The organism is Vibrio sp. 10N.261.54.A5, assembly GCF_041471145.1.
In the GTDB taxonomy this organism is placed as follows: domain Bacteria; phylum Pseudomonadota; class Gammaproteobacteria; order Enterobacterales; family Vibrionaceae; genus Vibrio; species Vibrio crassostreae_C.
Genome location: NZ_JBFRNU010000033.1, coordinates 1 through 14,928, shown reverse-complemented (window position 1 = coordinate 14,928; position 14,928 = coordinate 1). Strand labels below are relative to the sequence as shown.

Annotated in this window: 9 protein-coding genes; 4 read left to right on the top strand and 5 right to left on the bottom strand. The window is 43.7% G+C overall.

Annotated features, from left to right (window positions below):
* Positions 1 to 172: 172 nt before the first annotated feature.
* The 5 genes from pepN to AB4329_RS10305 form a co-directional block, all read right to left on the bottom strand.
* Entirely contained in the window at positions 173 to 2,779 is a 2,607-nt protein-coding gene (gene pepN / locus AB4329_RS10325) for an aminopeptidase N (RefSeq protein WP_017071899.1), read from the bottom strand.
* Between the two features lie 218 nt (positions 2,780 to 2,997).
* Positions 2,998 to 3,681, bottom strand: coding sequence for a hypothetical protein (locus AB4329_RS10320; RefSeq protein ID WP_017059686.1), 684 nt, complete (start codon positions 3,679 to 3,681; stop codon positions 2,998 to 3,000).
* Positions 3,682 to 3,956: 275 nt separating this feature from the next.
* Entirely contained in the window at positions 3,957 to 5,951 is a 1,995-nt protein-coding gene (prc, locus tag AB4329_RS10315; RefSeq protein WP_017066965.1) for a carboxy terminal-processing peptidase, read from the bottom strand.
* Positions 5,952 to 5,968: 17 nt separating this feature from the next.
* Entirely contained in the window at positions 5,969 to 6,592 is a 624-nt protein-coding gene (proQ, locus tag AB4329_RS10310) for an RNA chaperone ProQ (protein ID WP_017057223.1), read from the bottom strand.
* A 97-nt stretch (positions 6,593 to 6,689) separates the two neighbouring features.
* Positions 6,690 to 7,181, bottom strand: a complete 492-nt coding sequence (locus AB4329_RS10305) for a GAF domain-containing protein (RefSeq protein ID WP_372138237.1) — start codon at positions 7,179 to 7,181, stop codon at positions 6,690 to 6,692.
* Positions 7,182 to 7,270: 89 nt separating this feature from the next.
* Between AB4329_RS10305 and AB4329_RS10300 the strand changes: the two genes are divergently transcribed.
* The 4 genes from AB4329_RS10300 (at position 7,271) to rsmF (ending at position 14,620) form a co-directional block, all read left to right on the top strand.
* Positions 7,271 to 9,067: an ABC transporter ATP-binding protein gene (locus AB4329_RS10300; RefSeq protein ID WP_017059690.1), complete on the top strand. Its 1,797-nt coding sequence runs from the start codon at positions 7,271 to 7,273 to the stop codon at positions 9,065 to 9,067.
* Between the two features lie 54 nt (positions 9,068 to 9,121).
* A complete protein-coding gene (locus AB4329_RS10295) occupies positions 9,122 to 10,405 on the top strand; it encodes a paraquat-inducible protein A (protein ID WP_136982185.1) in 1,284 nt (427 codons plus the stop codon).
* Complete coding sequence (locus AB4329_RS10290) at positions 10,392 to 13,049, top strand: MlaD family protein (RefSeq protein WP_372138236.1); 2,658 nt, start codon at positions 10,392 to 10,394, stop codon at positions 13,047 to 13,049. Before AB4329_RS10295 ends, AB4329_RS10290 begins: the two co-directional genes overlap by 14 nt.
* A gap of 149 nt (positions 13,050 to 13,198) precedes the next feature.
* A complete protein-coding gene (gene rsmF, locus AB4329_RS10285) occupies positions 13,199 to 14,620 on the top strand; it encodes a 16S rRNA (cytosine(1407)-C(5))-methyltransferase RsmF (protein WP_372138234.1) in 1,422 nt (473 codons plus the stop codon).
* Positions 14,621 to 14,928 lie beyond the last annotated feature (308 nt).

The window sequence follows — 14,928 nt, the reverse complement described above, 5'->3', positions numbered from 1 at the left end:
GATGTCTGACGGTGAAACTGAACTTGAAGCTGCTCTAGCTTATCGAAAATTCGATGAACCAGAAACAAAAAATCAGTGGCAGATATTCTCTACCACTGATGACCTTTCGTTGTAGCAAACAGTTTATTAGTAAACCGCTTATTAGCAAACAGTTACCTGAATGCGCGCTGACTTAAGCCTCTAGTGCTTTCGTCACTTTCTCAAACAAGTCTTTTGCTAGGTTGTCCATGTTCTTTAACGTCTCTAGTTCTTTTTTGATAAGAGCTTGACGTTCATCATCGTACTTACGGAACTTAAGTAGCGGGTCAATCAGACGTGAAGCCACTTGTGGGTTGCTGCTGTTTAGCTCACGTAAGATCTCGCCAGCAAATGCATAGCCTTGACCAGACTTGTCGTGGAATTGAACCGGGTTCATGTTTAAGAATGAACCGACCAGGTTACGGGTACGGTTCGGGTTCTTCAAACTGAACGCCTGGTGCGACATCGACGCTTTGATCACTTCAAGTGCGTTTGAACTTGGGTTTGTACCTTGCAATGCAAACCACTTATCCATAACAAGACCATCGTGTTTCCACTTGTCACTGTAATCCACCATCAAGGTTTCACGACATGGTAGTTGTGCACTGTTTGCCGCGCCCATTGCTGCCATCGTATCTGTCATGTTATTCGCTTGTTGATACATCGCAACAACCAAGTCATTACCCTGCCCAGTATGAGCTAAGTAACTTAAGCAAACTTTACGTAGAGTACGCTTACCAATCGAATCGTGATCGATCGTGTATTCTGTTAGTGCGTGGCTGTGATAAACCGCCGCTAACTCGTCTTCAAGTTCTGCAGCTAATGTAACTTTCATCGAGTTAAGAACCGATGCGACCGCATCAATATCAACACGCTCATACCAACCTGATACTTCATTGTGGCTTGGTAGAGAGAGCATTTCTGCAATAAACGCAGGCTCTAGTGAATCACTCAGCAGTACGCCACGGAATGCATCAACAACAGAATCAGAAAGCTCAAACGCTTGACCCTGTTGAACCTTCTCAACGTTACTGCGGATGTACTTCGCTAATAGCATTTGACCCGCATCCCAACGAGAGAACTCATTGCGTGCATTTACCATTAGGAAGATCAGTTCTTCATCTGAATAGTTGTACTCCAGTTTCACTGGCGCAGAAAATTCACGAAGTAATGATGGGATCGGTTGCTCAGAAACGTTTTCAAACACGAACGTTTGCTCTGCTTCTTTCACATCTAATACATTATGAACTGGCTTACCGTTACATTGTAACTCAACAACTTCACCCGCAGCTGTGTACAGCTCGATATCAAGAGGAATATGCAGAGCCTGCTTTTCCGTTTGCTCATGAGTTGGCGCTGTTACTTGGCGAGTTGTTAACGTGTACTGTTTCTTCTCTGCGTCGTACTTACTTTCAACAGACAGCGTCGGCGTACCAGATTGGCTGTACCATAAACGGAACTGAGATAGGTCGATGCCCGACGCATCTTCCATTGCCGCGACGAAGTCTTCACATGTTGCAGCCGTACCATCGTGACGTTCGAAGTAAAGCGTCATGCCTTTTTGGAAACCGTCTTCACCCAACAATGTGTGGATCATTCGGATCACTTCACTGCCCTTTTCGTACACAGTCAATGTGTAGAAGTTATTCATTTCTATCACTTTTTCTGGACGAATTGGGTGAGACATCGGACTTGCGTCTTCAGCGAATTGTGGCCCGCGAATAATACGAACATTGTTGATTCGGTTTACTGCGCGAGAGCCAAGATCAGATGAGAACTCTTGATCGCGGAATACGGTTAAGCCTTCTTTCAAGCTCAGCTGGAACCAATCGCGACAAGTCACTCGGTTACCGGTCCAGTTATGGAAATATTCATGGCCGATTACTGCTTCAATACCTAGGTAATCTGTATCCGTTGCAGTTTGGTCGTTTGCTAGAACGAACTTCGAATTGAATACGTTCAAGCCTTTGTTTTCCATCGCACCCATGTTGAAGAAATCAACGGCTACGATCATGTAGATGTCTAAGTCGTACTCTAAGTTGAAACGTTCTTCGTCCCACTTCATTGAGTTGATCAAAGAAACCATCGCGTGGCTCGCACGGTCTAGATTGCCTTTATCAACAAAGATTTCTAGGTCAACTTTACGACCCGATTGTGTAGTGTATGCGTCACGAAGTACATCAAAGTCACCCGCTACTAAAGCAAACAAGTACGCTGGTTTTGGATGTGGGTCTTGCCACTTCACCCAATGACGACCGTTTTCAGCTTCACCTTCATCTACACGGTTACCATTACTTAATAAGAATGGGTTCTCTGCTTTGTCTGCAATTACCGTTGTAGTGAATTTCGCCAACACATCTGGGCGATCCATGTAGTAAGTGATACGGCGGAAACCTTCAGCTTCACATTGAGTACAGAACGCGCCACCCGACTTGTACAAGCCTTCAAGTGCACTGTTCCCTTCAGGGTTAACTTCGGTAACGATGGTTAGAGTAAATTCTTTTGGAAGGTCATTCAGCGTAAGTTGAGTTTCAGACTGCTCGTACTGAGTCCATTCGTTGCCTTCAACCAAAACAGAAACCAACTTCAAGCCTTCACCATCAAGTACTAATGTCGTGCTGTCTTTCTCCTGCTTAACACTAGAAACAGCCGTAACAATGGATGCTGAGTCGTACAAATCGAAAGTAAGATCGATTTCAGAAATCGTGTGAGATGGTGATTGATAATCTTTACGATACTTGGCTTGAGGTGTATGTGCCATGACGGGTTCCTTTTGATCGTTATACGTAATTATTTTTTAACTGTATATATCTAAAGGTTGAGCGCCAATAAAACAAGGGGAATATTAAAAAAAGGAGGCATTGTAAGAAAATGCCTCCATGTTTTGCTATTTTATCAATCAAATCAGACAGGAACGCCTAAGAAATGAACTGTGCACAATATTATCAACGAGTACGCCGTTACTGCTAAAACTCACGATTATCGAATGCGATTGAGTACCGCAAACATATCTCCCTCTTCACCTTGCAGCGTTAACACATCGCTGTTCAGTGTATATCGAGTGCCGTGTTCACCGTTCTCATAAAGTAACACTAGTTGATCGCCTTCTGTGTAATACACCCCGCGACGAATGACTTCACCACCTTCTTCATCTGATACTCGGAACATGAATATAAAGTCCGGCTGAAGGACTAAATCCATTTTTTGAATGTTACTCGCACGTAGATCGCTTCCAGACAGTTGGGCACTTGACCATATTCCAGCTAGGGCGTTAGGCAAGGCTTTGGTGAACATAACACCGTTAAGATTCAGCATATTATGATTACTACTGTACGCGTAAACCTGAGGCTCAGAAGTATTCAAACCCAAAATAATCGTGTCTTCATTGGCGTTATACAAACCTTCCCAATGATCCACACTGTAGTCTTTCTTTTGGATATCGATAGTGAATGAGTAATTTGAATCGAGAGTAAGTTTGATTGCTCTAAAGTTTTCAGTACCTTGCTCAGGATCTGGATTCATCAAATACCAATCACCAAGCAACAGAGGAAGGTCAAAATGAGATAGATTACTATCACTTTTTGATTGTTGGCTGCTAGAAGCGACCTCGCTCCCAAAAGCCACAAAACTTAAACAAGATAAAAATAGTAGAATCCATTTCATAAGCGTCCCCTCGTTTTCTTTAAGCTTAGGCACGTAATGAATAGAAAGCGAAAAAATATGATCTAAGTCACTAAATTTTAAGTGCGAAGTAACTTAAGTGTCATTATTCAACACAAAACAGAGCTAAATTACCCTGAATATTGAGTGTTATTTGCGCCAACCTAAACGGTTACAATCAGATATTCCTGTCAAATCATAGACACAAAAAAAGCGAGCCTAAGCTCGCTTTTCAAATAGTACGTCTTTAAACAATCACCTTATAACAGGTATTTTGTTTATTTCTTGATCATATCCAGCATGATAGCAACTGATTCATCAAGATAAGCATCCGGGGCTTCGTAGTCTTTTGGAATATCATCCAACGTTTTAAATGCCTCTAACTTAGCGGCTTTTTGACGTTGGTTAATACGCTCTAGACGAAGCGCATCCGCATCATCACTCTCTTGTTGACGAACCTTTTCATTAAGAGAAAGGTCATTGTCGTCTTTATCTGCCTTATATTTTTCAATATCTTGCGCGATAAAGCCAAATTCCATGTCTGTTGCGATACGAGCTTCGTGTTTAGCCGTCAACGCTGCGATCTGCTCATCGTTACGCTGTAACACTGAGTACTTCGCTTTGTCGATGCTGTCCCAAGGAAGAGCGTTGTCTTCAACACTTTCACCAGTATCTGCAGGATCAATTGGCGTTGGGTAAGCAATATCAGGTACTACACCCTTGTTTTGCGTACTACCACCATTGATTCGGTAGAATTTTTGGATTGTGTATTGAACGTAGCCTAACTCTTTATCGAACAAATCATAAATATGATTCAAAGAGCGATGCTGTTGCACCGTACCTTTACCGAAAGAGTTTTCACCTAGGATGATTGCACGGCCATAATCTTGCATCGCTGCTGCAAAGATTTCAGACGCTGAAGCACTGTAGCGATTCACCAATACCGTTAACGGGCCTTGGTAACTGATTTGACCATCAGTATCGCTGTTCACTTTGACACGACCGTAGCTATCACGAACCTGAACAACAGGTCCTTCTTTGATAAACAAACCAGAGAGTTCAGTTGCTTCAGTCAGTGCACCACCACCGTTGTTTCGGAGGTCAACAATAATACCTTCAACACCTTGCTCTTTAAGCTCGGTGATCAGTTTATCGGTATCTTTAGAAAGGCCAACGTAGAAACTTGGTACTTCTAATACACCAATTTTCTTGCCGTCTTTCTCGATCACTTCTGATTTAACAGCGCGGTCTTCTAAACGAATCTTATCGCGAACAATTGTGACAACGTGACTTTTTGCATCTTTACCATCTGGCAAGATCTGTAGCTTAACTTTGGTCCCTTTAGGGCCTTTAATAAGTTGTACTACATCGTCTAAACGCCACCCGATAACATCAACAATTTCTTCGCCATCTTGACCAACACCAACAATGCGGTCTCCATCACTCAATTGTTTGCTGTTTGACGCAGGGCCACCAGCAACTAAAGAGCGAATAACGGTGTAGTCGTCTGTCATCTGAAGCACAGCACCAATACCTTCTAGAGATAGGTTCATCTCAGATTGGAATTGTTCTGCATTTCTTGGAGAAAGGTAACTTGTGTGAGGATCAACTTCACGCGCAAATGCGTTCATGTAGATCTGGAAAGCATCTTCATTATGCGATTGCGTAATACGCTTCATCGCATTGTTGTAACGCTTTTCCAAAACTTCTTGAATCTCTGGCCACTCTTTACCAGTAAGTTTTAGATTCAACGCATCATATTTAACGCGTTTTCTCCAAAGCTCATTCACTTCAGCGATATCTTTTGGCCATTCCGCTTCACTACGATTGAGCTCAATACTTTCATCGGTATCAAACTTAATCTCTGTATCTAGCAAAGACAATGCATATTGAAAACGTTCAAAACGCTTCTGCATAGACAAATTATAAACATCGAATGCAATCTGGTTATTGCCTGCTTTCAGTTGATCATCAATTTGTGTAGATGACGCAGCGAAAGAGTCAATATCAGCTTGAGTGAAGATATTACGATTATAATCCAGCATCTCTAAGTAACGATTAAAGATAGCTTGAGAGAAATCATCGTTGAGATTGAAGTGTTTATAGTGAGAACGAGTAAATCGAGAAGTAACACGTTTACTAGCAGTTTCGTGTTGGACCTCAGGAGCGAGTAGAGGTAAATCGTCCTGATCTAATTTGGCTTCAAGAGCCTGAGCTGAAGCTGCTAGCCAAAAGCTAGCAGCAATCAGTGTCAATTTTGAACGGCATTTCATGCGTAGGAGTATCTCCTTTAAGCGCGCAAGTGCTCCGCTTTAACAACCATTTGTAGGCCGTTTGCTAACTGAACACGCACATCTTCCTTATTGATTTCAACAATGGTCGCAGCCATGTTTCCTTTACCCATGTTCACATTTACTTCTTTGCCAGCGATGAATTCGTCAGCGTTCAAAGCGCGTGTTTCTACAGGCTTTTCTACTTTTGGTGCTTTAGGCGCTTGACGACGAGGCTGTTGAGCTTTCTTCGCCTTAGGTTTCGCTTTGCCTTCTTCACGAGCTTTTTGTGCTTGTTCTTTACGACGAGCCTGAACTTTCGCTTTGCTTTCTGCAAGTGTAGCTTTAGCGTGTTCAACGTGCTCTTCTTCTAGTGTGCCACACGCGTTGCCGTCTAGGTCAACACGTTCTGCGCCAGCTTTTACGCCGTGCAGGTAACGCCATGATGATGTGTACTGTCTTAACGCTGCACGAAGCTGAGTCTTACTTACTTTTTCGTCTTCATTTAGACGTTCAGCAAGATCTTGAAAAATACCAATTTTAAGTGGCTTCGCTTCACCTTCTAGAGTAAAGCATTTAGGGAAACATTCAGCAATATATGCGATAACTTCTTTGCTGTTTTTTAACTTTTCAGTGTTTTCCATGTGGGTTCCTGGTTTTTGCGGTTTTCCGCGAGCATTAAGAAAATATTTTTACGTATTATAGAGAGATGCTTGGGAAAAACCACAGTAAGAGAATAATTTATGCCTTGTTCGCGTGCGAATTAAGCAGCTTTTCCACTTCTGCCATGAAAAATGTCAATCCGTCCTCGTCAATTTGAGAAAAACGACCAACATTTGGGCTATCAATATCAAGAACGCCCGCGATTTTTCCGCCAATCGAGAACGGAATAACGATTTCTGAGTTACTTGCAGCGTCACAAGCGATGTGACCTTCGAACTCATGAACATCATGAATGCGCTGAACTGTATTCGTCGCAACCGCAGTTCCACACACACCACGCCCGACCGGAATTCGCACACAAGCAGGTTGACCTTGGAAAGGGCCCAGTAAAAGTTCGTCTTTTTCCTTAGCTAAATCCTGCTTCATTAAATAGAAACCCGCCCAATTCAAGTCATCCAATTCCATGAATAATAATGAACTGATATTAGCAAGATTAGCAGTTAGATCGGTTTCTGATTCAATTAATGCAACGGCTTGTTTGGTTAAGCGTTGGTAATGTTCTATTTTCATATTAACTTCCAATTAAATTGAGACTTCCATTATCAAGAGAACGCAGTAGAATGCGGCCATCAAACTAAATAGGACTTATTCTCATTACAATGAACAATTCAGAAGACACTATTAGCCGTTCTTGGTTAATAACTCAAGTAAAAAAACACAAGTCCAAATTACTGTTTGCTAACATTATTGCCATATTTGCAACTCTCATTAGTGTCCCTATCCCGTTGCTCATGCCATTAATGGTTGATGAAGTATTACTCGATAAGCCCGCTTCAGGCTTAGAGATGATGAACCACCTACTTCCATCTTCATTACAAACACCGACTGGCTATATAGCACTAACTTTGTTGTTAGTGATTATCATGCGCTCCGTTAGCCAAGCGTTGAACATTCTGCAAGGGCGTCAGTTTACGCTTGTGTCCAAAACAATTACCTATCAAATGCGCAGCAAGATGATAGATAAGCTTGGTCGCATCAGTATTAGACAATACGAAACCAAAGGCAGCGGCGGTATCAACGCCCACCTAATAACAGACATAGAGACAATAGATAAGTTCATTGGCTCGACTCTTTCTAAATTTATCATCAGCTTCCTGACCGTGTTCGGTACAGCGATCGTGCTGTTGTGGCTAGAGTGGCGTTTAGGGTTGTTCATTTTACTGGTCAATCCTGTTGTGATTTATTTCTCCCGTAAACTAGGCAGCAGGGTCAAACACCTTAAGAAATACGAAAACCAATCTTTTGAGCGCTTTCAAAACCGTTTGGTGGAAACCTTAGATGGCATTTACCAACTGCGCGCGGCGAATAAAGAGCGTATCTTTCTCGATGAGCTTAAGGTTCAAGCAAACCAAGTAAGAATCGATGCCGACAAATACGCTTGGCAATCTGAAGCTGCTGGCCGTGTTTCGTTTCTGCTGTTCTTACTAGGTTTCGAGCTTTTCCGTGCCGTCGCTATGCTAATGGTGTTATTCAGTGACTTAACCATTGGTCAGATTTTCGCGGTATTTGGCTACTTGTGGTTCATGTTAGGCCCGGTCCAAGAGCTACTAGGGATTCAATTCTCTTGGTATAGCGCGAAAGCGGCACTACAACGCATCAACGATCTTCTTCAGTTAGAAGAAGAGAAGCGCCCTATCAGTAAAGTGAACCCATTTACTGAAGATCAAGAAGTGACAGTTGACATCGAAGACGTTACATTCTCTTACACATTAGAAAACACTGTTTTAAATAGGCTATCGCTGCACATCCCTGCAGGTAAAAAAGTCGCTTTGGTCGGTGCGAGTGGAGGGGGTAAATCTACGTTAATCCAGTTGCTGATTGGGGTTTACCAAGCAGACTCAGGTTGCATTCGCTATAACGGTGAAACAACCGATGACATCAGCTTTGATGTAATACGCAATCAAATTGCCGTTGTTTTACAACAACCTATACTCTTTAACGATACATTAAGGCATAATCTGACCCTTGGTGCTGAATACGACGAAATGTCGTTGTGGCGTGCGCTTGAAGTCGCTCAAATGCAAGATGTCATCAAGCAACTGAGCAATGGCTTAGATACACAAATTGGTAGGAATGGCGTTCGACTGTCTGGTGGTCAACGACAACGCTTAGCAATAGCTCGTATGGTGCTGAGCAATCCTAAGTTTGTTATTCTTGATGAAGCGACATCTGCACTCGATACAGCAACAGAGTCAGCACTGCATAAAGCGTTGAGCGAGTTTTTGAAAGATCGCACAACTTTGATAGTGGCTCATCGATTATCAGCGGTGAAACAAGCCGATCTAATCTATGTTTTAGAAGATGGACAAGTCACACAGACGGGAACACATGGTGAATTGGTTGAACAACAAGGACTCTATCAAACACTCTACGGCAGTGTGCAATCGCACGCCTGATGTTTGTGGCTCTGAGTCTTTAAGTCGGGTTGCTAACCTAACTTACGTTTCAACTTGGGAGGTCGCGTGACCTCCCCATCCGTAACCAACCCTTTATCAACAAAACACCAATGCGACAGCAGCTCAGTGCGTCTTTGCCAGGGCTGCGAACTTCCCGTAGATAAAATGGACATCCCTTTAGGGAAATCAGCTTACTGCCCAAGATGCGGAACTCAGCTTTATAGAGGCGGTACCCCTAGCCTCTCTGGAAACCTAGCAATCGCAATTACCTGCTTATTGCTGTTTATCCCATCGCACTTTTTTGAATTCATCAGTATTCGCCTGATTGGCGTCATGATACCCGCGACGTTACCATCGGGTGTTTTTACCTTAATGGGCGAAGGCTTTCCTCTACTTGGTTTGCTGATCCTGTTCTGCAGTTCGATCGCTCCGTTGCTCGTGTGCACCTCGGTACTCATCACTCATGCATCACTGCGTCTTAAGATCTTTACACCCTTTCGTTATGCATTAGCCATTATTCAGACTCTCAAACATTGGATGATGTTGGATGTGTTTCTGGTAAGTTTGGCGGTCTCATGTTTCAAACTGCAAGATTACTCAGATATTTTTGTCGGCCCTGGATTGGTTGGCCTCATTCTTCTGCAGCTTTTCAGTGTATTGTTGGTAAGCCGCATCAGCGTGCGTCGCTACTGGGAAGCTTGGACAAAAGAATCTGACTACTCATTTACTGAAAGTAAGAACGTACACTGTCACAACTGCCACCTATCTCAACCGGATGGGCATACTTGCGTGCGTTGTCACCATGACTTATACCACCGCAAGCCCTACTCTATACAGAAGACATGGGCACTGTTGTTTGCCGCATCAGTGGCTATTGTGCCAGCCAACGTCATTCCGATTTCTATCCTTATCACCAACGGACAAAGGCTAGAAGACACAATAATTTCCGGTGTCGCGTCGCTAATAAATAGCGATATGTATGGCATTGCAGCGATCATTTTCATTGCCAGTATCGTCGTTCCCGTCGCGAAAATACTGGGCCTCGCGTACATCTTAATCTGTATCAAGATGAAGCGTACGATTTACCACAGACAACGTATGACCATCTATTTCATCGTGAAATGGGTGGGAAAATGGTCGGTTATGGATCTATTCGTTATTTCGATCATGATGACCTTGGTCGACCGCGGACAAATTTTAAACTTTACACCAGGTTATGGTGCAGTCGCTTTTGGCGTCGTGGTTGTTCTCACGATGCTAGCAGCGGAAAGCTTAGATCCTAGGCTAATTTGGGATAACTACACCTCTAAAGATGAGTCAGTGAATGAACAACGATAACCAATCACAAACGTCATATTCACCAGAAGTAAGGAAAAACAAAGGCATCTCACCTTTGTGGATTCTGCCGATATTAACCGTCGCATTAGCCGGTTGGTTGGTCATGAAATCGATCCACGATGCAGGCCAACGTGTTCAGATATACTTTTCAGATGCCGCAGGTTTAGTCGCAGGTCGAACAACGATTCGTTACCAAGGCTTAGAGGTGGGTATGGTGCGCGACATCACCTTATCCAAAGATCTATCGAGCATCTATGTCGATGCTGACATCTACCCTGAAGCGAAGAAGCTACTCTCAAAAGGCACTCGTTTCTGGCTTGTAAAACCGACAGCAAGTTTGTCGGGTATCTCAGGATTAGACGCACTTGTTTCAGGTAACTATATTGCTATCCACCCGAGCGAAACCAAACAAGACCCAGAAACCGTTTTCCAAGCGTTAGAATCCTCCCCTTCTGACTTACTGGCTTCTGAAGGTTTGAACATTTCACTGACGACCAAAGATCTGGGCGGCGTGTCTGTTGGCTCTCAAATCGTTTACCGTAAAATCCCAATTGGTGAGGTTTACAACTACCAGTTAAACGACAACGCGAAATCCGTTACGATTCAAGCGTCGATTAAAGATGAATACAGCCATATCATTACCGACCAAAGCCGTTTTTGGAATGTCAGTGGCTTAGGTGCCAGTATTGGCTTTTCTGGTGTTGATGTTCGCTTAGAGAGCCTAAGTGCATTGCTTGGCGGTTCAATTGCGGTCGACTCTCCAGGAGAAGGCCAACCGGTTGAGATGAATACTAAGTTCAAACTCTACCCAGATCTGAAAACAGCGGGTCGAGGTATCTCTATCAAGATTGCCGTTCCCGATGATAATAAAATCAGTGCAACAGGTGCTCCGATCATGTATCGCGGCATTGAAATCGGTCAAATCACTGATTTATCGCTAAGTGAAGGGCGTGAAAACGTCGTTGCATCTGCCGCTATCCAACCGGCATTCAGTGACTTTTTAAACAGCGGCAGTAAATTCGTTCTAGAAGAGGCTGAACTGTCGCTTACTGGCATGAAAAACATTGCCAATTTAGTGACAGGTAACTTTTTAACCTTGGTACCGGGTGAAGGTGAAAAGGCGCGTCGATTTACTGCAATCCGCAAAAATGAATTCAGTCAGGAACAAGAGAAATCCGTTGCGATTCGCTTAACGTCGAACAATTCGTTCGGGTTAGATGTCGGTACACAACTTCTCTACAAAGGCATTGCCGTTGGCTCTATCATCCATGTGGGATTAGTTGATGGTGTTGGTACGGGCTCTGATAAACACGAAGTTTTCATGGATGCACTTATCGATAATGAGTACGCGCACCTTATCAAAAGCCACAACCGTTTCTTTGTGACAGGTAGTGCGACTGCAGAGCTAACCGAATCAGGCTTGAGTGTTACGGTCCCACCAGCAAAACAGCTTCTTACCGGCTCGATTAGCTTTGTGAGTGAAGGTAAATCTGAAGCTCGAACGGACTACCAACTTTTCCAAAGTAAGTCGTTAGCAGAAATTGCTAAGTTTAATCAGTCTGGTTCAAAGACACTTTCTTTGTTTGCCAGTGAGTTACCTTCAATTTCTAAAGGCAGCCCACTCCTCTACCGCAACCTACAAGTGGGTAATATTTCTGATTTTCAGCTTGCAGACGGTGGCGTAAGAATCAAAGTCACAATCGAAAATCGTTACACGCACTTACTCAACAAGCACACTGTTTTCTGGAACCGTTCAGGCGTTGAGGTTGATGCGTCGCTATCGGGTATCAGCATTAAAGCGGCACCAGTTAAAACCCTTATCCAAGGCGGTATTGCTTTTGACTCTCTGCCAGGAATCGACAACAAACTCGGCGATGTGTGGAAGCTTTATAAAGATTCGAAATCCGCTCGAAAATTTGGCCGCGCGATTACTATCACCTCTTCTGGCGATCAAGAAGTCAGCAAGGGCATGGCGATCAAATATCAAGGTGTCACTGTTGGTGAGGTTACTTTGGTGATTCCGAACTTCAACAAGGGCGGCATTGAAATTACTGCGCGTATTTTACCTGAGTACGTCGACAAGATTGCCGTAACGAACAGTCACTTCTGGTTGGCAGAACCTGAGATTGGCCTTAATGGCATCAAAAACGTCTCTGCGCTGCTCTCTAAACACATCAACGTAGACCCGGGCAAAGGTGAAAGAAACACGAAATTTGAGCTTAGCAAAGGACCTGTGCAGCCTGAAGGCAAGATATTCCAGCTACAAAGCGAAACGCGAGGCTCGGTATCTGAAGGCACGCCTATCCTATTCCGTGAGCTAGAAATCGGCAGTGTTATTGATGTTCAGTTAGGCGAGTTTGCTGACCGCATCATCTCTACGATTCAAATAGAACCAGACTACGCGTATCTAATCCGTGCAAATACTGTGTTCTGGAACGTGTCGGGTGTCGATGTTTCTATCGGTCTGTCTGGCGCCAACATCAAAGCCGGAACGGTAGACAGCTTGTTAAGAGGTGGGATTACATTCTCAACGCCGCCGACGAATGAACTTCAACCGGTGGCAAGCGAAGATCAGTCTTTCTATCTCTATCCTCAAGCCGAAGAAGAGTGGAAATCATGGAGAACCGCGATTCCTCGCCCATAGAGAGAATCCCCTGACGTTTCAAGAAGATTAATTCTTCATCAAAATGCAGCCATTAGGCTGCATTTTTGTTGTTTGCTGCAAATATGGTTTAGGACGGCCTCATTTTGCTTTAAACTCCCCGCATTAATGCAATAAATCGAGATACTCTTTTGCACGCTAACGTATATATTCCTGAAGAATTCCTAACGCACATCGAAGCAATCATGCCTAGTCATCTAGATATGACTTCTTTTGTCGCGTCATGCCAAAAACCACTTCGTAAAAGTATTCGAATCAACACATTGAAAATCAGTGTTGAAGACTTCCTAGTACGAGCAAAAGAGAAAGGCTGGGAACTGGAACCTGTACCTTGGTGTGAAACGGGCTTTTGGATTACAGCTGATGAAAGTGAAGCGCCACTAGGTAATACGGCAGAACACATGTCTGGTCTTTTCTACATCCAAGAAGCCAGCTCGATGATGCCACCTTCGGCACTTTTCCAAGGTGAAGCTGATTACCAAGCGGTGTTAGACACTGCGGCTGCACCCGGCTCTAAAACAACGCAAATCGCTGCGCTAATGAATAATCGCGGTGTATTGGTTGCCAATGAGTACGCAGCAAGCCGTGTGAAAGTCCTTCACGCTAACATAGAACGTTGTGGTGTTCGTAATGCCGCTCTAAGTAACTTTGACGGTCGAGTTTTCGGTGGTTGGTTACCAGAACAGTTTGATGCTGTGTTGCTAGACGCCCCCTGCTCTGGCGAAGGTACCATTCGTAAAGACGCCGATGCGATGAAGAACTGGACGTATCAATCTGTGGTCGACATTGCCGACACGCAAAAAGATCTGATTGAAAGTGCATTCCATGCTCTTAAACCTAATGGTGTTTTGGTTTACTCAACGTGTACGCTTAGCACCGAAGAGAACCAACAAGTGTGTCATCACCTAAAAGAAACCTTTGGTGATGCGGTTGAGTTTGAATCTCTTGAGTCACTGTTCGACAACGCAAAAGCAACCACGACAGAAGAAGGCTTTCTTCACATCTTCCCACAGGTCTATGACTCTGAAGGTTTCTTTGTTGCACGTATCCGTAAACTAGCGTCTGTTACTCCACCAGAAGTTAAAAAACGTATGGGTAAATTCCCATTTGAAAAAGCATCAAAGAAAACTCAGCAAGAAGTCGCTGAACAACTAATGAGTACTCTCGATATCGAATTGCCAAGCGATACTCAGGTTTGGATTCGCGACAAAGACGTTTGGCTATTCCCAGAAGCGCTAGAGCCGATGATCGGTGAGTTCCGTTTTTCTCGCATGGGAATCAAGATCGCTGAAACCCATAAAAAAGGTTACCGCTGGCAGCACCAAGTAGCGACAACGCTCGCAACAGGTAATGAAGCTAATGTTGTAGAGCTTAGTATTGAAGATGCTCGTGAATGGTTCATGGGCCGCGATGTTCGCCCTGAAAACTTGTCAGGAAAAGGTGAAGTACTAGTGAAGTACAATGGTGCAATCATCGGCCTTGGTAAGTGGGTTGGCAACCGAGTGAAGAACGGTTTACCACGCGAACTCGTGCGCGATAAGAACCTTTTCTAAAAGCGTTCGCACTGAATACACCTTAATAAACAAAAAGCCCAAACAACGTTAATTGTTTGGGCTTTTTCTATTCTATCGGCCATATAAGTCAGTGTGCGAGCGCTTGTAAATCAACAGCTAATTATATAAATATCAATTCAAGTCACTATTTCCAAAAAGAAAAATCGCACTTTAGAGAATCTAAACTAGACTTCAATCTAACAGTCAAAAGATTAAAACGATTAGCGTAGGCTCTTCGGAGCCCTTTCCCCTAAGCCCAAACAGGAAGGTTTGGGCTTTTTTTTGACCGATGTCCCGTCCTGAAATGT

Coding starts and splice junctions, on each gene's coding strand:
- pepN (WP_017071899.1), bottom strand. CDS start 2,779: ATGGCACATACACCTCAAGCCAAGTATCGTAAAGATTATCAATCACCA.
- AB4329_RS10320 (WP_017059686.1), bottom strand. CDS start 3,681: ATGAAATGGATTCTACTATTTTTATCTTGTTTAAGTTTTGTGGCTTTT.
- prc (WP_017066965.1), bottom strand. CDS start 5,951: ATGAAATGCCGTTCAAAATTGACACTGATTGCTGCTAGCTTTTGGCTA.
- proQ (WP_017057223.1), bottom strand. CDS start 6,592: ATGGAAAACACTGAAAAGTTAAAAAACAGCAAAGAAGTTATCGCATAT.
- AB4329_RS10305 (WP_372138237.1), bottom strand. CDS start 7,181: ATGAAAATAGAACATTACCAACGCTTAACCAAACAAGCCGTTGCATTA.
- AB4329_RS10300 (WP_017059690.1), top strand. CDS start 7,271: ATGAACAATTCAGAAGACACTATTAGCCGTTCTTGGTTAATAACTCAA.
- AB4329_RS10290 (WP_372138236.1), top strand. CDS start 10,392: ATGAACAACGATAACCAATCACAAACGTCATATTCACCAGAAGTAAGG.